The sequence below is a fragment of the Pedobacter cryoconitis genome (genome assembly GCF_001590605.1).
Lineage (GTDB): Bacteria > Bacteroidota > Bacteroidia > Sphingobacteriales > Sphingobacteriaceae > Pedobacter > Pedobacter cryoconitis_A.
Genome location: NZ_CP014504.1, coordinates 5598321 through 5623438, shown reverse-complemented (window position 1 = coordinate 5623438; position 25118 = coordinate 5598321). Strand labels below are relative to the sequence as shown.

Below are 25118 nucleotides of genomic sequence, written 5' to 3'. Positions count from 1 at the left end.
TTTTCCTGGGTCAGGGTTGTTGTTGAGGTGTCTCAGCACAATTCCTTTTCCTCGGTCAATTCCTTCTTTCAGCAGGTGAACAACACTCATGTTGATGTTTCATCCTATGGGTTTTTCTTTTTGAGATTTTATTGTCATTTACTTATATACTTAGTTACTCTATGTGTTAGAGTTTCATTGGTATATCATTTACGCAGCGAGTAATCTGTCTTACTCCAGAAAGGAGGTATTCCAGCCGCACCTTCCGGTACGGCTACCTTGTTACGACTTAGCCCCAGTTATCGGTTTTACCCTAGGACGCTCCTTGCGGTTACATACTTTAGGTACCCCCAACTTCCATGGCTTGACGGGCGGTGTGTACAAGGCCCGGGAACGTATTCACCGTATCATTGCTGATATACGATTACTAGCGAATCCAACTTCAAGAGGTCGAGTTGCAGACCTCTATCCGAACTGTGAATGGCTTTTGGAGATTTGCTTGCTGTTACCAGCTTGCTGCCCTCTGTACCATCCATTGTAGCACGTGTGTAGCCCCGGACGTAAGGGCCATGATGACTTGACGTCGTCCCCTCCTTCCTCTCTGTTTGCACAGGCAGTCTGTTTAGAGTCCCCACCTTAACGTGCTGGCAACTAAACATAGGGGTTGCGCTCGTTGCGGGACTTAACCCAACACCTCACGGCACGAGCTGACGACAGCCATGCAGCACCTAGTTTCGTGTCCTTGCGGACTCATCTATCTCTAAATGATTCACTAACTTTCAAGCCCGGGTAAGGTTCCTCGCGTATCATCGAATTAAACCACATGCTCCTCCGCTTGTGCGGGCCCCCGTCAATTCCTTTGAGTTTCAATCTTGCGACCGTACTCCCCAGGTGGAATACTTAACGCTTTCGCTTAGCCGCTAACTGTGTATCGCTAACAGCGAGTATTCATCGTTTAGGGCGTGGACTACCAGGGTATCTAATCCTGTTTGATCCCCACGCTTTCGTGCCTCAGCGTCAATTTAACCATAGTAAGCTGCCTTCGCAATCGGTGTTCTGTGACATATCTATGCATTTCACCGCTACTTGTCACATTCCGCCTACCTCTAGTTCATTCAAGCTCTTCAGTATCAAGGGCACTGCGATGGTTGAGCCACCGTCTTTCACCCCTGACTTAAAAAGCCGCCTACGCACCCTTTAAACCCAATAAATCCGGATAACGCTTGGATCCTCCGTATTACCGCGGCTGCTGGCACGGAGTTAGCCGATCCTTATTCCTTCGGTACATTCAGCTATCTACACGTAGATAGGTTTATTCCCGAATAAAAGCAGTTTACGACCCAGAGGGCTGTCTTCCTGCACGCGGCATGGCTGGTTCAGAGTTGCCTCCATTGACCAATATTCCTTACTGCTGCCTCCCGTAGGAGTCTGGTCCGTGTCTCAGTACCAGTGTGGGGGGTCATCCTCTCAGATCCCCTAGACATCGTGGTCTTGGTGGGCCGTTACCCCGCCAACTAACTAATGTCACGCATGCCCATCTTAATCCTATAAATATTTGATCATTGCACAATGCTGTGCTGTGATTTTATGCGGTGTTAATCCGAATTTCTTCGGGCTATCCCCCTGATTAAGGTAGGTTGCATACGCGTTACGCACCCGTGCGCCACTTTCCTCCTTAGCAAGCTAAAGAGTATCGTTCGACTTGCATGTATTAGGCCTGCCGCTAGCGTTCATCCTGAGCCAGGATCAAACTCTCCATTGTAAAATGTTATGTTTGAACGCTGACCATTCTTAACTTGTATTAATAATAGTCTTATTCTTATTTGTCTGTCAGAACAGACTTAAAAAACTCGCGCGGTTCATGTACTTTGAACTTGTACTAGCTTACCTCGCTACGTTTGTAAATGACATCTCTTTAATGAACTTCTCGGCAGCACCTCACGGTTGCCTTTATATGTTGCAATGATTCACTTTCTAATTCTCTAAGTCTTAATGTTCTTAAAGTTTTTTCAGGCTAACCATTGTTTCAGTCTTGTTATTGTGATCTGCTAACATCCGTTAGTGATCTTCCCGTTTTTGTTGGGACTGCAAAGGTAGAAATCTTTTTCGTTTTGTCAAGCTTTTTCTTTTTTATTTTTAGAAAGTTTTAATTCCTTTCTGAAGCTTAACAACAACCTCTACTTTACATCCTTTCAATCTTCAGCACTTATCCTTTTCACTGTTTCCCTTCCTCCGAAGCGGGATGCAAAAGTAGGAAAATTATCCCATCCGCCAAACAATATCACACGAATAATTGTATACATCCCCTAACTGCATGATTTCCAACACGAAATACTTTATCAGATAGTGTAAACTATACACAAACAATGGCTATTTTCCCTGCAAACTAATCCTACAACGTCCTTTCAGCTTACCCAAAATACGCCCGGCAACAGCATATTTATCAAATTTAATAGCATAAACAATAAGAAATTAAAAGATCAATGCTCAAAATGGGAGTAATCCTATCTAAAATAGATCAAAATACTTCGATCAAAACAAGAAATAAAAAGATAACGTGTATTGATAATTATAGAATGGCATCTATTTTCTTAAGATTTTGGGCAACACTCCCCTATACGCATAATGATTATATACTTTCTTCCGCCAATTTCTGAATGATAGTATCCCAGATACTCTTATTAAAAATCATCTTTCCAACACTATCATATTTTGCGATCACATGAGGCGACAGATCCATGTTAGCTATAAGAGTCCACTGATTACATACCGGCATATAGAGTTTATACAAATTATAAATGCTCCTGTAATATCTGCGTCTGATCACATCAGCAGGGATATGATGACCACCTTTACTTACGCGTTTCGCCACACGTGCTATAGCCAGCTCGGGAGAACCTAACCAAAAATATAAAAGACTAACGTTATAACCCGCTTGCTGTGCCTGTTTAACCAGGGAAACATAACTTCGGGTAGATAGTGTGGTTTCAAAAGCAAAATCAACCCGGGCAGCCATCAATTCACGAATACGTTTAAGCATAATCCTTCCAGATTCAAGAGCTACACTTTCAGGATTAAAAGGAGATAGGCCATGGGCAATATTATCAGCATTCACAAACTCCATACAATTTAGAATTTCTGGCAAAATAGTATAACTGGCAGTTGTCTTCCCTGAACCATTACAACCTGATATGATATATAGATCAGGCATGATAGATTCCTCTCTTATCAATAACTGACATACTAAATTTCAGCCGATACCTGAATTCCCCAGGAATATCAAATGGTAAACAGAGAATTGATCGTTTCATCAATTATAAAGATAGAAATTATCCCATTGATCAGACAAATACTTATTCACTATGACTTGCTCCTATCGTCAGATCCAACAATCATAGACAAATCATATACAAGAATTTATAAATTAATAATAAGCACCACAAACTGAGGATAGATTCTTCCTTATGGTTTAGATGCAAAAGTATTATTTACTAAAATAATGATCGAACAGCAGACGCAGTGCCAATTCAGGATGGAGATAATACTATCAGATGCGTGAAAGTATTCATTTGAGGATATCAGGTGTAAAGGAGGTAATCGGTGCGTTACAAATAAATACAAGCCCTGATTATGAGCTACGTTATCATCAATAGCAGTGGAGCTTGTTTACAAAATGACTGTAAACAAGAAGATAAATACCTGTAATACTTATTTTATTTACAAAAAAGTCTGTAAACAAGAAAAGCCTGCAGTTTCCTACAGGCTTTCTTTAAGATTTGGCACCGACCTACTCTCCCACGTGTTACCGCAGTACCATCGGCTCTGGTGGGCTTAACTTCTCTGTTCGGAATGGGAAGAGGTGGACACCACCGATATAGGCACCTAAATGTCTTTATCCAGCTTTTGTTTGATCGCTTTCTACAGCGATTGCTCGATTGATATTGTAATGGTCTGCTCCTGCTCTGCTGTTTGCAGGCGGGTATCAAACGATGACATATTATTGAAAGAAGTTAGTTATGAAGAACAAACAACAGTTTATTGCTCTTGAAAGCTTCGGATGATTAGTATTACTCGACTATGCTGTCACCAGCTTTACATCTGTAACCTATCAACGTAGTAGTCTGCTACGGTCCTATATGGAATTCTCATCTCGTGGCTAGTTTCGCACTTAGATGCTTTCAGCGCTTATCTATTCCCAACGTAGCTACTCTGCAATGCCCCTGGCGGAACAACAGATTCACTAGAGGTTAGTCCAACCCGGTCCTCTCGTACTAAGGTCAGCCCCACTCAAAATTCCTACGCCCACAACAGATAGGGACCGAACTGTCTCGCGACGTTCTGAACCCAGCTCGCGTGCCACTTTAATCGGCGAACAGCCGAACCCTTGGGACCTTCTCCAGCCCCAGGATGTGACGAGCCGACATCGAGGTGCCAAACCTCCCCGTCGATATGAGCTCTTGGGGGAGATCAGCCTGTTATCCCCAGCGTACCTTTTATCCTTTGAGCGATGGCCCTTCCATGCAGAACCACCGGATCACTATATCCGTCTTTCGACCCTGCTCGGCTTGTCTGCCTCACAGTCAAGCAAGCTTATGCTATTGCACTCCTCATACGGTTACCAAGCGTATTGAGCTTACCTTTGAAAGCCTCCGTTACCTTTTTGGAGGCGACCACCCCAGTCAAACTACCCATCAAACAATGTCCCCTCATTCAAGGGTTAGACACCGAATACAAAAAGGGTGGTATTTCAACGTTGACTCCACAACACCTAGCGATGCCACTTCATAGTCTCCCACCTATCCTACACATCCTGTATCCAATGTCAATGTTAAATTGTAGTGAAGGTGCATGGGGTCTTTCCGTCCCGTTGCGGGTACCCGGCGTCTTCACCGGGACCACAATTTCACCGAGCTCATGGCTGAGACAGCGCCCAGATCGTTACACCATTCGTGCAGGTCGGAACTTACCCGACAAGGAATTTCGCTACCTTAGGACCGTTATAGTTACGGCCGCCGTTTACTGGGGCTTCGATTCAATGCTTCTCCTTACAGATGACATCCCCTCTTAACCTTCCAGCACCGGGCAGGTGTCAGGCCTTATACTTCATCTTTCGATTTTGCAAAGCCATGTGTTTTTGTTAAACAGTCGCCTGGGCCTTTTCACTGCGGCTGACATTGCTGTCAGCGCCCCTTCTCCCGAAGTTACAGGGCCATTTTGCCGAGTTCCTTAGCCATGATTCACTCGAGCACCTTAGAATTCTCTTCCCGGATACCTGTGTCGGTTTGCGGTACGGGTTTTTATAACCTGAAGCTTAGCGGTTTTTCTTGGAAGTCTGATTACCTGCGCTATCCACTTACCCGAAGGCTTGCGGTACTATCGACCTTCAGCTAGAGTGGCGGATTTGCCTACCTCTCCAATACCTACAGTCTTTAACGATCTATTCCGTCAGATCGCGGCAGTGTCACTACTCCGTCCCCACATCGCAGTTATAAAAAGTACTGGAATATTAACCAGTTGTCCATCGAATTTCCCCTTCGGGTTCTCCTTAGGCCCCGACTAACCCTGATCCGATTAGCGTTGATCAGGAAACCTTATCCTTTCGGTGGGCAGGTTTCTCGCCTGCCTTATCGTTACTTATGCCTACATTTGCTTTTCCAGAAGCTCCACCACAACTTACGTCATAACTTCGCTGCCGCTGGAATGCTCCCCTACCGTAATATTTAATATTACCCATAGCTTCGGTGTACTACTTTATGCCCGTTTATTATCCATGCACGATCGCTCGACTAGTGAGCTGTTACGCACTCTTTAAATGAATGGCTGCTTCCAAGCCAACATCCTAGCTGTCTAGGCAATCGCACCTCGTTAGTTCAACTTAGTAGTAACTTGGGGACCTTAGCTGATGGTCTGGGTTCTTTCCCTCTCGGCCCGTGACCTTAGCACCCCGGGCCTCACTGCAGTGTATATTTATTAGCATTCGGAGTTTGTCTGGATTTGGTAGGATTTGACTCCCCCGCACCCAATCAGTAGCTCTACCTCTAATAAACTTGACCACCACGCTGTTCCTAAAAACATTTCGGGGAGTACGAGCTATTTCCCAGTTTGATTAGCCTTTCACCCCTACCCACAGATCATCCGGAAACTTTTCAACGTTTATCGGTTCGGTCCTCCAGTACGTGTTACCGCACCTTCAACCTGTCCATGGGTAGATCACAAGGTTTCGCGTCTACCTCCCCTGACTATACGCCCTATTCAGACTCGCTTTCGCTTCGGCTGCGTGTCTTAAACACTTAACCTTGCCAGAGAAGAGTAACTCGTAGGCTCATTATGCAAAAGGCACGCCGTCACGCCACCTGGACGCTCCGACCGCTTGTAAGTACACAGTTTCAGGTTCTATTTCACTCCCCTGTTCGGGGTTCTTTTCACCTTTCCCTCACGGTACTGGTTCACTATCGGTCTCTCAGGAGTATTTAGCCTTACCGGATGGTGCCGGCAGATTCCCACAAGGCGTCTCCGACCTCGCGGTACTCAGGATACTACTAGACTAATGTTACTTACGTGTACGCGGCTCTCACGCTATTTTGCCAGGCTTCCCATCCTGTTCCACTTCATTTCATTAATGCCATATTGTAGTCCTACAACCCCAGCTATGCCGTAACATAACTGGTTTGGGCTCTTTCCCGTTCGCTCGCCACTACTTAGGAAATCATTATTATTTTCTCTTCCTCTGCTTACTTAGATGTTTCAGTTCGGCAGGTTTGCGCATCGTAATGCGACTAGTCTTCAACTAGCCAGGTTTCCCCATTCGGAAATCTCCGGATTAATTCATATTTGCTAATCCCCGGAGCTTATCGCAGCTTATCACGTCCTTCATCGCCTCTGAGAGCCAAGGCATCCCCTGTGTACTCTTTCTTACTTTCTTCTCTCCATAGCCTTTTGCGCCTATGGAAATGCTTTTTTATTCTGTTATTAACCTTACAGTTCTATTTTGTGTACAAGTACACTAGTAGTTCCTTCAAGCTAACAACGTCTCTATTGTTGTTTGCTCTTCTTTATTAACTTCTTCCAATATGTCAAAGAACTTTATTGTCCCAGGTATCAAGTATTACTACTACTTTACCCTATTTCCTGTAGCTTTTATCTTAACTACGGGCCAATCGTGGAGAATAACGGAGTCGAACCGTTGACCTCCTGCGTGCAAGGCAGGCGCTCTAGCCAGCTGAGCTAATCCCCCTTAGAATATATAATGTAGTCCCGAGCAGATTTGAACTGCTGACCCCTACATTATCAGTGTAGTGCTCTAACCAACTGAGCTACGGGACTAAATGTCTTTACTTTCAGTAGGCGAACAACTATATGTGATGTTTCATCCTATGGGTTTTTCTTTTTGAGATTTTATTGTCATTTACTTATATACTTAGTTACTCTATGTGTTAGAGTTTCATTGGTATATCATTTACGCAGCGAGTAATCTGTCTTACTCCAGAAAGGAGGTATTCCAGCCGCACCTTCCGGTACGGCTACCTTGTTACGACTTAGCCCCAGTTATCGGTTTTACCCTAGGACGCTCCTTGCGGTTACATACTTTAGGTACCCCCAACTTCCATGGCTTGACGGGCGGTGTGTACAAGGCCCGGGAACGTATTCACCGTATCATTGCTGATATACGATTACTAGCGAATCCAACTTCAAGAGGTCGAGTTGCAGACCTCTATCCGAACTGTGAATGGCTTTTGGAGATTTGCTTGCTGTTACCAGCTTGCTGCCCTCTGTACCATCCATTGTAGCACGTGTGTAGCCCCGGACGTAAGGGCCATGATGACTTGACGTCGTCCCCTCCTTCCTCTCTGTTTGCACAGGCAGTCTGTTTAGAGTCCCCACCTTGACGTGCTGGCAACTAAACATAGGGGTTGCGCTCGTTGCGGGACTTAACCCAACACCTCACGGCACGAGCTGACGACAGCCATGCAGCACCTAGTTTCGTGTCCTTGCGGACTCATCTATCTCTAAATGATTCACTAACTTTCAAGCCCGGGTAAGGTTCCTCGCGTATCATCGAATTAAACCACATGCTCCTCCGCTTGTGCGGGCCCCCGTCAATTCCTTTGAGTTTCAATCTTGCGACCGTACTCCCCAGGTGGAATACTTAACGCTTTCGCTTAGCCGCTAACTGTGTATCGCTAACAGCGAGTATTCATCGTTTAGGGCGTGGACTACCAGGGTATCTAATCCTGTTTGATCCCCACGCTTTCGTGCCTCAGCGTCAATTTAACCATAGTAAGCTGCCTTCGCAATCGGTGTTCTGTGACATATCTATGCATTTCACCGCTACTTGTCACATTCCGCCTACCTCTAGTTCATTCAAGCTCTTCAGTATCAAGGGCACTGCGATGGTTGAGCCACCGTCTTTCACCCCTGACTTAAAAAGCCGCCTACGCACCCTTTAAACCCAATAAATCCGGATAACGCTTGGATCCTCCGTATTACCGCGGCTGCTGGCACGGAGTTAGCCGATCCTTATTCCTTCGGTACATTCAGCTACTTACACGTAAGCAGGTTTATTCCCGAATAAAAGCAGTTTACGACCCAGAGGGCTGTCTTCCTGCACGCGGCATGGCTGGTTCAGAGTTGCCTCCATTGACCAATATTCCTTACTGCTGCCTCCCGTAGGAGTCTGGTCCGTGTCTCAGTACCAGTGTGGGGGGTCATCCTCTCAGATCCCCTAGACATCGTGGTCTTGGTGGGCCGTTACCCCGCCAACTAACTAATGTCACGCATGCCCATCTTAATCCTATAAATATTTGATCATTGCACAATGCTGTGCTGTGATTTTATGCGGTGTTAATCCGAATTTCTTCGGGCTATCCCCCTGATTAAGGTAGGTTGCATACGCGTTACGCACCCGTGCGCCACTTTCCTCTCTAGCAAGCTAAAGAGTATCGTTCGACTTGCATGTATTAGGCCTGCCGCTAGCGTTCATCCTGAGCCAGGATCAAACTCTCCATTGTAAAATGTTATGTTTGAACGCTGACCATTCTTAACTTGTATTAATAATAGTCTTATTCTTATTTGTCTGTCAGAACAGACTTAAAAAACTCGCGCGGTTCATGTACTTTGAACTTGTACTAGCTTACCTCGCTACGTTTGTAAATGACATCTCTTTAATGAACTTCTCGGCAGCACCTCACGGTTGCCTTTATATGTTGCAATGAATTGCTTTACAGCGCCTCATCGTTTCAGTCTTGTAATTGTGACCTGCTAACATCCGTTAGTGATCTTCCCGTTTTTGTTGGGACTGCAAAGGTAGAAATCTTTTTCGTTTTGTCAAGCTTTTTCTTTTTTATTTTTAGAAAGTTTTAATTCCTTTCTGAAGCTTAACAACAACCTCTACTTTACATCCTTTCAATCTTCAGCACTTATCCTTTTCACTGTTTCCCTTCCTCCGAAGCGGGATGCAAAAGTAGGAAAATTATCCCATCCGCCAAACAATATCACACGAATAATTGTATACATCCCCTAACTGCATGATTTCCAACACGAAATACTTCAAACTAAATCCAACCGCAGCACCAACCAACCAGGATTGCAGTTTCAAATCCCTTAAAAACCTTTACAGGCCATAGCTATTGCCACTTTAAACGGCTAAAAAATAGTACAAGCCCGACCAGGCCTGGCTTTAAAAACACTACTATAATACTATATAATAGAGGTAAAAACCCAAAACATGGCCTTGACCTCAAGAACAGGTGTTGAAAAGGGGTCAAATAGTGCCTTGGAATGACCTTGGGATGAGGTTGGAATGACGTTGGAATGACCTTGCAATGACCACAGTCATTCTAACCTCATCCCAAAGTCGTTTCAAGGTCCTTCTAATACACTACAGTAGCACTTCTCTTCCATAACTGTACTGAATTCGCTCGACCTGACCGGTTATTTTACTGCTTTTATTTGACCTCACCTCCCTTACCGGCTAATTTTAACCGCAATTCGCCTAATTTATAGCTTATACTACGCAATCATCGTCTGAAAAAATTTCATATCCAAAGCTGTTCAATCCACTTCAAACTACTGTTAGACTGCCGATGAGATCTGACTCAACAGTTACCATTCACCTCCACAAACAAAGCAAAATAACACCTGCTTCCTTTTCAAAGCACGTCAAAAATGCTCCCAACATCAATTCAGCCCCTATTCAGCTTCTTACTTCTCCCTTTTCCACTTACATAACATATATACACCTATACTATATATACCCACCAAAAACTCCCCTAACCACATTCTAAATCAATTTTCACAGTAATTAGATTTTATTCTTAAATTTGCAGCTGTTAAACGCCGTTTGCAGCGGTATCAATTTTTTATGGAAAAATTCAATACAATACTATACTACTGCTATAGTCCTATAGCGGATGCAGAACAATTTGCTGCCGATCACCTTAAATTTTGTAAATCATTAGGTATTGTTGGGCGGATCATCGTTGCTGACGAAGGTTTAAATGGAACTGTTTCAGGTACAGAAACGGCTTGTAAAGCTTATATGGAAGCTGTGCATGCAGATGAACGCTTCGCAAAGACAGAATTTAAGATCGACGAAGTTCCAGAACCTTCTTTCATTAAAATGCATTGCCGTTATAAATCTGAGATTGTACATTCTGGATTAAGAGATACAAGCATTATCGATCCTAACGAACAAACAGGAAAACATCTTGAGCCCGCAGCATTTAAAGAAATGCTTGATCAGGAAGATGTAATCATCCTGGATGTACGTTCAAATTACGAACACAGCCTTGGCAGATTCAAAAATGCGATTACGCTTGACATCGATAACTTCAGAGAGTTTCCGGAAAAGATAAACGAACTGGCGCAATATAAAGACAAAAAAGTCCTCACCTATTGCACGGGAGGGATTAAATGTGAAAAAGCCTCTGCCCTGTTACTTCACCATGGCTTTAATGATGTTTATCAATTACACGGCGGTATTATCAAATATGGTAAAGAAGCGGGTGGAGAAGACTTTGAAGGAAAATGCTATGTATTTGATAACCGGATAGCCGTAGATGTAAATTCGGTAAACCCTACTGTAGTATCAAAATGCTATAACTGTGGAACAACTACAGCAAAAATGATCAACTGTGCTAATCCGGAATGTAATGAACACATTACGCAGTGTGATGAATGCGGTACGAAACTAGAAGGATGCTGCTCGGCTGTCTGTGTAACCAATCCACGCCGTCGTCCTTATGACGGAACAGGATATTACGTCAAAGTTCCCCAGCAAGTAAACGTTGCTGTAAAATAAAATCATATCCTATTGAATCTGACTGATCATCATTCCAAATTTTAATCAGTCAGATTAAGTCCCGTGAGTTTAAAAACCAAATATATCCTGGTTCAGCATGGAACTGACCGGACTTTCTTTGACGAAAGCTGGACTTTCAAATCTGCCAGATAATACGATCAGCATAAAAAGGGTGATCTCCCTTCTGCTGAAAAGTACCGGTTTAAAATTAAACTGATGCTTTCGTTTATAGATAAATATGCTTTAATGTGGTGTAAACGCGGTCTGGAAAGGAAAATCACACGTGCTGTGTTCAATTTTATAAAGGGAAACTAATTATTAATGTATAATTTGCGGCTTCTAAATAATTGAGCATCCATTTTATAAATGAAAATCCGTTATCTACTGAATTCCCTGTTGTTCCTGTGTCTTATCGTAACAGGTACGTCCCTAAAGGCAACACAAATAAAGAGTATTGGTGTTCCTTATGTTCAGAATTTTCCAAAGTCAGTCTACCTGTCTGGAAATCAGAACTGGGCTATCGCTAAAGATGCCCAGGGAATCATGTACTTTGGCAATACACAAGGTTTGCTTACTTATGATGGTAAGTACTGGCAGCAATACCAGTTACCTAACCGTCAGATTGTACGCTCAGTAGCTACTGATTCCAAAGGAAAGATATATACTGGTGGATTTGGTGAATTTGGTTACTGGTCTACACAAAACAAGAAGCTGACTTATACTTCATTGGTAAAGCTGATCCCTAAAACAGGACAACTTTCTGACGAGGTCTGGAAAATCATAGTAGATGGCAAAAGAGTCATTTTTCAGTCTTTCACTACGATTTATAGCTATGAGAACAATAAAATAAGCCAGATCAAAGGTCAGGGCTCATTTTTGTTCCTGCACCATGTAGGCAGCAGGTTTTTAATTGAAATTTTAGATAAAGGGATATTTGAACTGAAAGGAAATAGGTTGACCCCACTTCCACATACAGACCTGACCAGTCCAAAAAACATCATGACGATTCTTCCTTATAAAAATGGAAGTATGTTGATTGGTACCAGTAAAGATGGTTTATTCATCTATAATGGCTCGACTTTCACTCCTTTTAATATTCCCGCTAATGATTTCCTCAAAACATTCCAGCTCAATAATGGCAGCAGAATAAACAATCAATATTATGCTTTTGGGACTATTCTGAATGGAATCATCCTGATTGATCAGGAAGGAAATATTGTACAACAGATCAATAAGTCAAGAGGTTTACAGAACAATACGGTATTAAGTGTCTTCACGGATAATGAGCAGAATCTATGGGCGGGACTGGATAATGGAATTGACCGGGTTGAATTGAACTCTCCGCTTTACTTTTATCTGGATAAAGCCGGACAGTTTGGGACAGTCTATTCCAGTTTGATTTACAATAACAATATATATCTGGGTACAAATCAAGGTCTGTTTTACAGTCCATGGGTTCCTGGAAACGGCAAAAACTTCAATAGCTTTGATTTCAGAATGGTTCCCAATTCACAGGGACAGGTATGGGACCTGAGTGTATTGGATGGTCAGTTGATTATGGGCCATAATGTGGGCAGTTTCAAAGTAAACGGTAATCAGCTTGAAAAGATTTCCAGCAATAGCGGAGGCTGGACCATTAAAAAGTTAAATAGTAATCCCAATTACCTGATCCAGGGAACTTATAATGGCCTTGTTTTATATCACAAAGACGCAAACGGGCAATGGAAGTATTTTACAAAAATCCAGAACTTCGAAGAGCCTTCCCGTTATATAGAACAGGATTCCAGGGGAGACATCTGGGTAAGCCATGCTTATAGAGGCTTATACAAGCTTACTTTAAGTCCTGATTTTAAAAGGGTAATTAAAACTCATTATTATGATGAAAGTAATGGCCTTCCCGGAAATTACAATATCAATCTGTTTACCTTAGAGAATAAACTTGTTTTCTCTTCTGATGCTGGTTTTATGCTCTATGATGAAATCAGCAATCGTTTCACACCTTATAAGGAGTTAAACAAAGGGCTGGGTAGCTTTGCCAATTCAAATAAGATTATCAATGCCGGGGTCAAGAAATACTGGTTTATCAACCATGGAAAAACGGCAATGGTCGATTTCAGTGAGCCGGGCAAATTGAAAATAGACTCTAACCGGCTGAGTTTACTGGACGGCAGAATGGTTCAGTATTATGAAAACATCAGTCCGATCAGTAATACTATGCACTTGGTTAGTGTAGACGATGGCTTTGTAATTTATGATGCGATAGCTGGCAATGACCATGGAAAGAAAACGGTACTGCCCGCTGTACTGATCAGAAAGGTTGAGGATGTAACGGATGCTTATAAAACAATCAGTGAGAGCGGGAACAATGGTGCAGAAATTGAAATCCCTTTTAACAGGAATAATATCAGGATCTCCTTTTCGCTTCCTTATTACAGACAGGCAAAGATCAAATTCCAGTATTACCTGGAAGGTTATTCTAATCAATGGTCTGAGTGGAGCCCTTCTTCTGCGAAAGACTTTACCAACCTGGGTAAAGGAAGTTACAGGTTCCTGGTCCGCGCCAAGATCAATGATGAGCTGGTCAGTAAAGTCAGCGTATTTGAGTTTACAGTTCTCCCCCCTTTTTATGCGAGTAACTGGGCTTTCGCTATCTATGTACTGCTGATTATTTTATTGTTTATACTGGCTAAAAAACAATATAAGCTGAAGCTTCGCAAAGACCATGATGAGATTCTGGCGAAGGTGGAATTGGAAAAAGAAGTTTTCCTGAAAAAAGAAGCAGAAGAGAGAGAGAAACAACTCAGCATTATCCAGACTGAAAGACTGCATACAGAACTGAAAAGTAAAAATAGGGAACTAGCCAATTCAGCCATGAGTTTGGTTTATAAAAATGAACTGCTGCAAAAGCTTAGTCAGGAAATGATCAAGCTGAAAGATGAGAAAGGTAAGGCCATGGCCGACGACCAGTTCAGAAAAATACAGAAGGTTATTGATGAAGGTATGAACGATGAGCGGGACTGGAATTTATTTGAGACCAGCTTTAATGAAGCGCATGGAAGTTTCTTCAAAAAGCTGAAGGCGAGCCACCCCGATTTGGTTCCGAATGACCTCAAATTATGCGCTTACCTGCACATGAATATGAGCAGTAAAGAAATGGCTTCTTTGTTGAACATTTCGTTAAGAGGGGTTGAAATCCGGAGGTACAGGCTGCGTAAGAAGTTGAATATACCACACGACAAGAACCTTGCAGAGTTCTTTATGGAGCTTTAGGACTACATCATTACTACACAAAGCTCCAAAAACATTTTAAATACATCAATTCTACTTTTCCACACATCTGGTCTGTGATCACATCCTGAAGGGCATTTCAGCTGCATTTCTACAGTTTAAATACTTATTGTATTTTTCACACAAAGGTATCGTGATGTATTAATGTAGAGGTACTTTCTTTGTTTATAACCCAAATCCACCGGAGATTTAACAAACTATTAACACAAAACCAATAATCAGTATGAAACGAATCTTTACAAAATTTTCTGTTTTAACTTTTCTATGTTTGCTTTTTATTAACGCAGCATCTGCCCAAAACATTACTGTTAAGGGTACCATCACGGATGGTCAGGACAAGACAACAATTCCTGCAGTGAGCGTAGTTGTAAAAGGGACAACCGTAGGGACACAAACAGATGCGAATGGTAAGTATGCCATCAGCGTTCCGGCTAACGGAACTTTAGTCTTTACTTATATAGGATACAACACACAGGAGGTTCCTGTAAACAATCAAACTACAATCAACGCATCCTTGGCTTCCAGCTCTCAACAGTTAGATCAGGTAGTGGTAGTAGGTTATGGTACGCAGCGTAAAGTTGACGTAACAGGGTCAGTAGCCAGCCTTAAAGGAACTGAGATCTCTAAGCAGGCATCTACTAACCCTGTGAGTGCATTGCAAGGTAAGATTGCAGGTGTAGCGATCACCAATTCAGGCACGCCGGGCTCTGCACCTCAAATCCGCATCAGGGGTTTAGGCACGATCTTCGGTAACCAGGCTCCTTTATATGTAGTAGATGGTGTATGGTACAGCGATATTAATTTCCTGAACCCAGGTGATATTGAAAACATGAGTGTTTTAAAAGATGCTTCTGCACAATCTATCTATGGTATCCGTGCTGCAAATGGTGTAGTATTGATTACGACAAAGAAAGGAAAGTTAGGTTCAGCTACAACCATTAACTACGATGCTTATGCTGGGTTCCAGTCGGTAACCAACAAAGTTAAAATGGCTGATGCTTCTGAGTATGCAACGTTAACAAATGAGTTGTATACTTTCAATGGTCAGGATCCATTATTCAAGGATGCAAACCTTGGTGCTGGTACAGATTGGTACAAACAAATTTTACAGAATGCTTTTGTGATGAACCACAATATCTCCATTGCTGGTGGTACAGAAAAATCTACTTACAATGTTTCCCTGGGTTACTTAGATCAGGATGGTATTGTAAAAACAAATAACTACAAAAGATATACGGCAAGAGTATCAAATGATATCCAGGTTTTCAAAGATTTGAAAGTTGGTTATAACGTAACTGGTGTTTCGAGTAAATCAAAAGATATTCCTCAAACTATCTTCCACCAGATGTACTCTGCATCGCCAACAGTTGCTGTATTTAATGCTGACGGAACTTATGGTGATCCAAAAGTACAGAACTTAGGAGATGGTGCTAATTTCAATCCTCAGGCTACGCTTGATTACTTCAATCAGCAATCACAGGATTACAGAGTTACGGGTAATATTTATGCTGAATTAAAATTTGCAAAACACTTCACTTTCAGAACGAGTGTGGGTGGAGAATTTGGTCAGTCTGAGAACAGAAAATACAACCCTGTTTATTTCGCAACTACAGCACAGAAAAATGACAACAGTCTTTTAGATCTTAAACGTGTAGAAACCAGAAACTGGATCGTAGAAAACACTTTGACTTATCAAAATACTTTTAACGAAGATCATAGTCTGACTGTATTGTTAGGTCAATCTGCACAAAGCAATAAATCTTATACCTTAAATGCTTCTGCACAAAATGTTCCTTTTAACAGCGATGCTGATTTATATTTGAGATTAGGTGACGCAGCATCCAGAAATATATTGGATCAGGGATCTCTGATTAAATTTGCTTCTTATTTCGCCAGAGTAAATTACGCGTTCAAAAACAAGTATTTATTAAATGCTTCTATTCGTACTGATGGAGCCTCACAGTTCTTTGGTAGCGAGACCTGGGGTTATTTCCCTTCTATAGGTGCCGGATGGGTAGTAACGAATGAAGACTTCATGAAAGATCAGACCGTATTCAGCTCTTTAAAATTAAGAGGTAGCTGGGGTAAAGTTGGTAACGCTAGTGTACCAGTTAACCCAAGTCAGTCTTTAATTGCTCAGACTGCTGATTTAATTGCATTCTATAATAACAATCCAAATACTGGTGCAAGTGGTAATACTTTGGTACCTCCTGTTATTGTTTGGGAAAAAGGAATTGGAAGTAATATTGGTTTCGAAGCTGCTTTCTTGAAAAACAGGTTAACAGTTGAAGGTGATTATTACAGTAGAAAAACTTCAAGAGCTATCTTCGGTTTACCAATTTTAGGTTCATTAGGAACCGTTGATAACCAGATTTTAGGTAACCAGGCTGATTTACAAAACAGAGGTGCTGAGATTTCAGTAGCGTGGAGTGATGTAACAGGCGGTGGCTTAACTTACTCTATTGGCGGTAACATCAGTTATAATCAAAACAAGGTTCTTTCTGTATTATCCGGTAAAACTCCTATCTATGCTGGTAGCACTGGCTTAACAAATGGTTATGTAGCGAACAGAACTATGGAAGGCAGCCCGATCGGAGAGTTCTTCGGTTATAAAACTGTAGGTATTTTCCAAAATGCAGCAGATGTTGCAAATTCACCAGTACAAGCGGGTGCTTTACCAGGTGGATTTAAATATGCGGATACCAATGGTGACGGACAGATTAACTCTCAGGACAGAGTTGCTTTAGGAAATCCTAATCCTAAATATACTTATGGTATCAATACAAGTTTCTCTTACAAAAACTTTGACCTTGCTTTAGATTTTCAGGGTGTAGCTGGTGTTGATGTTTATAACTCTAACCTGGCTTACCGTTTTGGAAATGAGAATTTCACTAAAGATTTCGTAGATAACCGCTGGCATGGTGAAGGTACTTCAAATACCTACCCTTCTGTAAATATCGGTTCATCAGCGAATTCTGCACCAAACTCTTTCTATGTGAGCAGCGGCTCTTATTTCAGAGTGAGAAATGCACAATTAGGTTATACTTTACCTAAGAGCATCCTGGCTAAATGGAAAATCCAAAAGATCAGATTCTATGCCAATGCACAAAACGCAATCAATTTGTTTGGTTACAAAGGATTCAGTCCTGAAGTTGGACCGATCCCTGTTGATAACGCTGAGAAAATTTTAGACAGGCCAACGAACTCATTAAATGCTGGTCTTGACGCAAACGTTTATCCGTTATATGCGACTTACAACTTTGGTGTTAATCTTACTTTTTAATCCGAAACGTCATGATACAAAATAAAAATATATACACAAAAACGGTTTTGGGTTTAGGCTTAATCGTTTCTATTGCTATAATCCCTGCTTGTAAGAAGAGCTTTTTGAATGTACCTGAGCAAGGTCAGCAAAATAGTGCTGTCTTCTGGAAAACAGCTGAAGATGCTGGAAAAGGTGTCAATGCAATTTATGGTAACCTGCGTTCATGGGAAAATACAGCTTTTCCAGCTATTGCTATTGAAAGTATGGGTTCTGATGATGCAGAAAAAGGTAGTACACCTAGTGATGCAAGTTTTTTCCTGGACTTCGATGAGTTTAAGGTAGATCCTGCACAGGGTAATATTGCTGGTTTCTGGAGTGGTCAGTATAGAAATATTAACTACACAAACCAGGTATTGGATAATGTACCTGCAATTGTAATGGATGAAGCTTTAAAAGCAAGATATCTGGCTGAAGCTAAATTTGTAAGAGCTTTCTCTTATTTCAGATTGGTTCGTGCTTTTGGTAACATTCCTTTGCGTCTGCATATCCCAACAGATCCTAACAAGGATTATAACTTGCCACAGACTCCGGTTGCACAGGTTTATGCGCAGATTGAAAAAGATTTAACAGAAGCTGAAGCTGTATTGCCAGCTAAATACGGAGATGCAGATTTAGGCAGGGCAACAAAAGGTGCTGCTTTAAGTTTACATGCTAAAGTAGCGATGTACCAAAAGAAATGGGGTGATGTACTGAACTATACCAACCAGGTAATGGGTTTAGGTTATGCATTGTTACCTGATTTTGAACAAAGTTTCAGAATTGCGAATGAGAACAGTTCAGAATCAATATTTGAGATTCAGTGTGCTTTAGTACCAGGAAATCCAGCTGCTTCAAACTCTCAGTATTCTCAGGTACAAGGTGCACGTGGAACAAGTGGTGTAGATGGTGGTGGATGGGGATTCAATGTTCCTACTCCTGATCTGGCTGCAGCTTTTGAACCGGGTGATCCAAGAAGATCAGGTACTATCCTGTTCAGAGGTACAACTACTCCAGAAGGTGATGTAATCCCTAAAGTTGGTGACAATCCAATGTACAACATGAAATCTTACTCTCCTTTCAAATTATTTGTAAGTAATTTCAATGAAGGTGCACAACAAAATGTACGCATGATCCGCTATTCTGATGTTTTATTAATGAACGCAGAAGCAGCAAACGAACTGGGCAATTCTGGTCAGGCTTTATCTTCCTTAGAACAAGTGAGAAGAAGAGCTCGTCAGGGTAATCCTGATATCTTACCTGCGGTAACAACCACAGACCAAACGGCTTTACGCGCAGCGATCTACAAAGAAAGACGTGTAGAGTTAGCCATGGAATTTGACCGTTACTTCGATGTAATCCGTCAGGGAAGAGGAACAGCAGTTTTCGGTCCTAAAGGATGGAAAGCTGGTAAAAATGAAGTTTGGCCGATTCCTCAGACAGAAGTTGACCTCAGCGGTGGGGTATTAGTTCAAAACCCGGGTTATTAATTCAAATCAAACATACCAATGAGAGGTTGCCAGGCTGAGCCTGGTAACCTCTTTTAACATCGCTCCGACCCTGTACGTAATTTAAAAGCCAACGATGAAATTAAAATCTTTACTCAGCCTGCTTATTTTAACAACACTTACTTTTCACGCGATAGCGCAAAAGAACAAAGTCGCATTTCAGGGTATTAAAGCTGAAATGAAAATACAGAAAAAACTGACTGACGACCAGCTTCTTGATTTAGTACAGAAACAAACTTTCCGGTATTTCTGGGATTTTGGTCATCCTGTTAGTGGAATGGCCCGCGAACGTAGTAATGTCGCTTTTGAATATGGCAATGAGGTAGTAACTACAGGCGGGACTGGTTTTGGCGTTATGGCAACTATTGTAGCTGCTGAGCGTAAATTTATCACGCGTGAACAAGCTGCTGCAAGAACTAAAAAAATTGTAGACTTTTTATATAAGGCTGATCAGTTTCATGGTGCTTTTCCGCACTGGCTGAATGGCGAAACAGGAAAGGTGATCCGTTTCAGTCCTAAAGATGACGGTGCTGATCTGGTGGAAACCTCTTTACTTTTCCAGGGTTTACTGACGGCACGTCAATATTATACAGCAGACAATGCTGTGGAGACTGATATCCGTAATAAAATTCTTTGGATGTGGGAAGACGTGGAATGGAACTGGTTCACACAACAACAAAATGTTTTATACTGGCATTGGAGTCCGAACAATGGCTGGAGCATGAACCATCCAATTAAAGGATGGAATGAATGTTTTATCACTTATGTACTGGCAGCTTCTTCTCCAAAATCCCCTATTGATAAAAAAGTTTATGAAGAAGGCTGGGCAAACAGCAATACCTTCTTCAACGGAAAGAAATTTGAAGGGATTACATTACCACTTGGCTTTGATTTCGGCGGCCCCTTATTCTTTTCACAATATTCCTTTACAGGACTGGATCCGCGTGGATTGAAAGATCGTTACGCAGATTATTTTGAACAGAATAAAAACCACACGTTAATCAATCGTGCCTATTGTATAGAGAATCCTAAACATTTTAAAGGTTATGGTGAAAATAGCTGGGGATTAACTGCAAGTGATAGCTGGCAGGGTTATGCTGCACATTCTCCTTCGGAAGATTTAAGTGTGATCAGCCCAACGGCTGCTTTATCAGCTTTCCCTTATACGCCTGAATATTCGATGAAAGCTTTGAAGCATTTCTATTTTGATCTTGGTGACAAGATTTGGAGTGAGTATGGCTTTGTAGATGGTTTTAGTGAGGAGCATAATTGGTATGCGAAATCACATTTGGCAATTGATCAGGGCCCGATTATCTGTATGATAGAAAACTACCGTACCGGATTATTATGGAAGTTATTTATGAGCAGTCCTGATGTTAAAAATGGATTGAACAGGTTAGGTATTGAAAGTTCCGCCTTCGCTAAATAAAAACAGTCATGAAAAGAACGCTATTGCTGCTATGCTTCTTGATTTCGGGTATCGCTTTATTCGCTCAGGAAAAGCAGCTGACTTATTGTAATCCGGTCAATCTGGATTATGGCTATACCCCTATTCCTCATTTTACCGAACAGGGAAAGCACCGTGCAACAGCAGATCCTGTGATTGTAAATTATAAAGGAGATTATTTTTTGTTTTCTACGAATCAGATGGGTTATTGGTGGAGTTCCGATTTATACAACTGGAATTTTGTTTCCCGTTCTTTCCTTCGTCCGGAGCATAAGGTTTATGATGACTTATGTGCGCCTTCAGTTTGGATACAGGGGGATACCATGCTCGTTTTTGGTTCTACTTATTCCAAAAACTTCCCGATCTGGATGAGTACAGATCCGAAAAAAGATTCCTGGAAAGAAACGGTACATGAATTTGAAATTGGTGGTTGGGATCCTGCACATTTTGTAGATGAGGACGGAAAGTTATATATGTATAATGGCAGCAGTAATCAATATCCTTTGTATGGTGTAGAGCTGAACCGTAAAACTTTTACTCCGATCGGAACAAGAAAAGAATTGCTGTTGTTGAATGATGAAAGGTTCGGCTGGCAGCGTTTCGGTGAAAACCTGGACAATACTTTTCTTGATCCTTTTATTGAAGGGGCATGGATGACTAAGCATCATGGAAAGTATTATTTACAATATGGTGCTCCTGCGACAGAATTTAGCGGTTATGCAGATGGTGTAGCAATTTCAAAGAGTCCGCTTGGCCCATTTGAGCATCAGTCATTACCGTTATCTTATAAACCAGGCGGCTTTGCAAGGGGTGCCGGACACGGGGCTACTTTTCAGGACAAATGGAAAAATTACTGGCATGTTTCTACCATGGTTGTTTCTGTAAAAAACAATTTTGAACGCAGGCTGGGTATCTGGCCGGCAGGATTCGATCAGGATGATGTGATGTATATGGATGCCGCTTTTGGCGATTATCCGCATTATCTTCCGAATAAGTCTGCGGATCATTTAAAGTCTGGTTTCACAGGATGGATGTTGCTGAATTACAATAAGCCGGTAGTTGTTTCTTCTACGTTGGGTGGCTATACAGCAAATTTAGCGGTAGACGAAAGTATCAAGACCTACTGGAGTGCAGCAAGTGGTAAAAAGGGAGAATGGATACAGTCTGATCTCGGAAAAGTATCGCGTGTAAATGCGGTACAGCTAAATTATGCGGATCAGGATGCAGAATTTTTAGGGAAACAAAATGACATATATCATCAATATAAATTGTGGTATTCGGTGGATGGTAAAAGCTGGAAAATATTAGCGGATAAAAGTGCAAACCGGAAAGATGTCCCGCATGATTATATAGAACTGAATCAGCCGGTTTCTGCCCGATATATCAAATTAGAGAATATTCACATGCCAACTGGCAAATTTGCAATCAGCGGATTAAGGGTATTTGGAAATGGGAATGGTGAAAAGCCAGCAGCTGTTAAAGATTTCACTGTATTGAGAACCGAAAAAGACAAAAGAAATTCATGGATCCGATGGAATACTGTAGCTGGTGCTTATGGATATAATATTTATCTGGGTACGGAACCTGATAAGTTATACAATAGTATCCTGGTTTATCAGGCCAATGAATACTGGTATAAAGGTATGGATAAAGAAAAACCTTATTACTTCTGCATAGAAGCAATTAATGAAAATGGAATATCTGAAAGATCAAAAGTAACAAGGGTCAATTAAGATAATTTATATAAAACTGAATATCACACGATAATATATTAAAATGAAAACAAAGACTTCCTTATTTTTCCTGGCGGCTCTTTTCAGTGCAAACTCTCTGGTTGCACAACAGAAAAAAGCTGCAAGCGCGACTGACCAGAAGATGAATACATTCATCGACAATCTAATGTCTAAAATGACAGTAGATGAAAAAATCGGACAACTGAACCTTCCTGCGGTTGGTTTCGATGTAACAGGCCCGATTTTAAGTCAAGGGGTAAATGAAAAGATTGAAAAAGGCCTGGTTGGAGGTGTTTTTAATACATTCACCCCACAAGCAGTACTTAAATTACAAAAGCTTGCCGTGACTAAATCACGTTTAAAAATCCCTTTGTTATTTGGGTATGATGTGGTACATGGTCATAAAACGATCTTTCCTATTCCTTTAGGCCTAAGTGCAAGCTGGGATATGGATTTAATTGAAAAAAGTGCGCGTATTGCTGCAAGAGAAGCTAGTGCAGATGGATTAAACTGGACCTTCTCTCCTATGGTGGATATCGCAAGAGATCCAAGATGGGGAAGAATCGCTGAAGGTTCTGGTGAAGATCCTTATTTAGGATCTTTAATCGGCGCGGCTATGGTTAGAGGATATCAGACCAATAGTCTTTCCAATAAGGATGCGATTATGGCATGTGTGAAACACTTTGCTTTATATGGTGCTGCTGAAGGCGGAAGAGATTACAATACAACAGACATGAGCCTGATCAGAATGTACAATGAATATTTGCCTCCTTATAAAGCAGCTATTGATGCAGGTGCTGAAACGGTTATGGTATCTTTCAATGATATTAACGGCACACCGGCTACTGCCAATAAATGGTTATTAACTGATTTATTACGTAAAGACTGGGGTTTCAAAGGTTTTGTAGTGAGTGATTACACAGGTGTGAGTGAACTGATTGCACATGGTCTGGGTGATTTACAAACGGTAAGTGCAAGGTCACTGGAAGCTGGAAATGATATGGATATGGTTAGTGAAGGTTTCCTGACTACTTTAAAGCAGTCTTTGAAAGAAAAGAAAATCACAGAAGAGGTGATTGACATGGCCTGCCGCAGGATTCTGGAATCAAAATACAAATTGGGTTTATTTGAAAATCCTTACAAATATGTGAATGAAGAACTTGCAAAAACAGAGATTCTTTCTGCACAAAACAGGTTAGATGCCAAAAACATCGCAGCTGCTTCTATGGTGTTGTTGAAAAATAACAACCAGTTGCTACCTTTAAAGAGAAATGCAAAGATCGCTTTAATCGGCCCATTAGCTGATAATAAACGTGACATGATTGGGAACTGGAGTGCAGCGGGTGACTGGAAAAAAGCTGTCAGTGTAATTGAAGGTTTAAAAAATGCCGCTCCTGATATGGAGATCACTTATGCTAAAGGTGCGAACCTGGTAGATAATCCAGCAATCTTAAAACAGATCAATGCCAATGGTGCTGATATCACTGCAGATGCAAAATCACCAAAGCAATTAATTGATGAGGCAGTCAATGCAGCTCAAAAAGCTGATATCGCTGTGGTTGTTTTAGGTGAAAGTGCAATCATGGGCGGTGAGGCAACAAGCCGTACAAACCTTGATTTATTACCGAATCAAAAAGATTTATTAAAAGCTTTATCGGCTACGGGTAAACCGATCGTTCTGGTATTGATGAACAGCCGTCCGTTGACACTGGAGTGGGAAGACGCCAATGTTCCTGCTATTTTAGAAACTTGGTTTAGTGGTACAGAAGCTGGAAATGCTATTGCTGATGTATTGGTTGGTAATTACAATCCTTCGGGTAAACTGACAGCTACTTTCCCAAGAAATGTAGGTCAGATCCCGCTATATTATAACCATAAAAGTACTGGACGCCCATATGATGGTATTTCAAATGAGAAATTCAAGTCACGTTATATTGATAGCTCAAATGATCCTCTATACCCATTTGGTTTCGGATTAAGTTATACCTTTTTCGATTTCTCTCCAATTAAATTAGATAAATCTGCACTAAAAAGTGGCCAGACTATTCAAGCAACTGTTACAGTTAAAAACACAGGAAAATTTGATGGTCATGAAATAGTTCAATTATATCTTCAGGATATTTATGGTTCTGTGACCCGCCCGGTTAAAGAGCTAAAAGGTTTCCAAAAGATCTTCCTGAAAAAGGGTGAATCTAAGAAGATTACGTTTACTATAGACACAGAAATGCTGAAGTTTTATAACTCTGATTTAAAATTTGCAGCTGAATCTGGTGACTTTAATGTCTTTATTGGTTCAAATTCAAGAGACGTTTCAACAGCTAAATTTAGTTTTAAACTTTAAAAATATCATTTTAAAAAGCCTCTCAGATAATATCTGAGAGGCTTTTTTCATTTAAAAACAAAAACACCACCTTTTTATTTTACCTTGATTGATAGCGGCTGTGGTTTGAATATCCGAAATAGAAAAAATAAAATTTTTAACTATTGCATTTAATCTTTCCTTTCTTTAGTTTAGATATAGTGTAAGAACTACACGTATTAAATATTTACCACCGCTAAACAC

The 25118-nt window shown here is 41.3% G+C and carries 8 protein-coding genes, 2 tRNA genes and 4 rRNA genes; 7 read left to right on the top strand and 7 right to left on the bottom strand.

Features of this window, described 5'->3' with window-relative positions:
• Positions 1–219: 219 nt before the first annotated feature.
• From AY601_RS23805 to AY601_RS23775, 7 genes are all read right to left on the bottom strand, one after another.
• A 16S ribosomal RNA gene (locus tag AY601_RS23805) occupies positions 220–1741 on the bottom strand.
• Positions 1742–2608: 867 nt separating this feature from the next.
• The gene (locus tag AY601_RS23800) at positions 2609–3190 is read right to left on the bottom strand and encodes a zeta toxin family protein (protein ID WP_068406121.1); all 582 of its coding nucleotides are present in this window, start codon (positions 3188–3190) and stop codon (positions 2609–2611) included.
• A gap of 563 nt (positions 3191–3753) precedes the next feature.
• A 5S ribosomal RNA gene (rrf, locus tag AY601_RS23795) occupies positions 3754–3865 on the bottom strand.
• A 156-nt stretch (positions 3866–4021) separates the two neighbouring features.
• Positions 4022–6901 (bottom strand): 23S ribosomal RNA (locus AY601_RS23790).
• A gap of 238 nt (positions 6902–7139) precedes the next feature.
• A tRNA-Ala gene (locus tag AY601_RS23785) sits at positions 7140–7213 on the bottom strand.
• Positions 7214–7228: 15 nt separating this feature from the next.
• Positions 7229–7302, bottom strand: a tRNA-Ile gene (locus tag AY601_RS23780).
• Positions 7303–7465: 163 nt separating this feature from the next.
• Positions 7466–8987, bottom strand: a 16S ribosomal RNA gene (locus AY601_RS23775).
• Together the 16S, 23S and 5S rRNA genes with 2 tRNA genes alongside form the textbook arrangement of a ribosomal RNA operon.
• Before the next feature lie 1352 nt (positions 8988–10339).
• Between AY601_RS23775 and AY601_RS23770 the strand changes: the two genes are divergently transcribed.
• The 7 genes from AY601_RS23770 (at position 10340) to bglX (ending at position 24896) form a co-directional block, all read left to right on the top strand.
• A complete protein-coding gene (locus AY601_RS23770) occupies positions 10340–11278 on the top strand; it encodes a rhodanese-related sulfurtransferase (protein ID WP_068406117.1) in 939 nt (312 codons plus the stop codon).
• A 366-nt stretch (positions 11279–11644) separates the two neighbouring features.
• Positions 11645–14548, top strand: coding sequence for a ligand-binding sensor domain-containing protein (locus AY601_RS23765; protein WP_068406113.1), 2904 nt, complete (start codon positions 11645–11647; stop codon positions 14546–14548).
• Positions 14549–14789: 241 nt separating this feature from the next.
• Positions 14790–17849 carry a SusC/RagA family TonB-linked outer membrane protein gene (locus tag AY601_RS23760; RefSeq protein ID WP_068406111.1) on the top strand — a complete coding sequence of 1020 codons (3060 nt, stop codon included), beginning with the start codon at positions 14790–14792 and terminating at the stop codon, positions 17847–17849.
• Between the two features lie 11 nt (positions 17850–17860).
• Positions 17861–19357 (top strand): RagB/SusD family nutrient uptake outer membrane protein, encoded by a 1497-nt coding sequence (locus tag AY601_RS23755; protein ID WP_068406108.1) that lies wholly within the window; start codon positions 17861–17863, stop codon positions 19355–19357.
• A gap of 94 nt (positions 19358–19451) precedes the next feature.
• Positions 19452–20804: a glucoamylase family protein gene (locus tag AY601_RS23750; protein ID WP_068406105.1), complete on the top strand. Its 1353-nt coding sequence runs from the start codon at positions 19452–19454 to the stop codon at positions 20802–20804.
• An 8-nt stretch (positions 20805–20812) separates the two neighbouring features.
• Positions 20813–22555 carry a family 43 glycosylhydrolase gene (locus AY601_RS23745; RefSeq protein ID WP_068406102.1) on the top strand — a complete coding sequence of 581 codons (1743 nt, stop codon included), beginning with the start codon at positions 20813–20815 and terminating at the stop codon, positions 22553–22555.
• Between the two features lie 43 nt (positions 22556–22598).
• Complete coding sequence (gene bglX / locus AY601_RS23740; protein WP_068406099.1) at positions 22599–24896, top strand: beta-glucosidase BglX; 2298 nt, start codon at positions 22599–22601, stop codon at positions 24894–24896.
• The last annotated feature ends 222 nt before the right edge of the window (positions 24897–25118 follow it).

Excerpts from the sequence above, each read along its gene's own strand:
- AY601_RS23800 (WP_068406121.1), bottom strand. The coding sequence starts at position 3,190 with ATGCCTGATCTATATATCATATCAGGTTGTAATGGTTCAGGGAAGACA.
- AY601_RS23770 (WP_068406117.1), top strand. The coding sequence starts at position 10,340 with ATGGAAAAATTCAATACAATACTATACTACTGCTATAGTCCTATAGCG.
- AY601_RS23765 (WP_068406113.1), top strand. The coding sequence starts at position 11,645 with ATGAAAATCCGTTATCTACTGAATTCCCTGTTGTTCCTGTGTCTTATC.
- AY601_RS23760 (WP_068406111.1), top strand. The coding sequence starts at position 14,790 with ATGAAACGAATCTTTACAAAATTTTCTGTTTTAACTTTTCTATGTTTG.
- AY601_RS23755 (WP_068406108.1), top strand. The coding sequence starts at position 17,861 with ATGATACAAAATAAAAATATATACACAAAAACGGTTTTGGGTTTAGGC.
- AY601_RS23750 (WP_068406105.1), top strand. The coding sequence starts at position 19,452 with ATGAAATTAAAATCTTTACTCAGCCTGCTTATTTTAACAACACTTACT.
- AY601_RS23745 (WP_068406102.1), top strand. The coding sequence starts at position 20,813 with ATGAAAAGAACGCTATTGCTGCTATGCTTCTTGATTTCGGGTATCGCT.
- bglX (WP_068406099.1), top strand. The coding sequence starts at position 22,599 with ATGAAAACAAAGACTTCCTTATTTTTCCTGGCGGCTCTTTTCAGTGCA.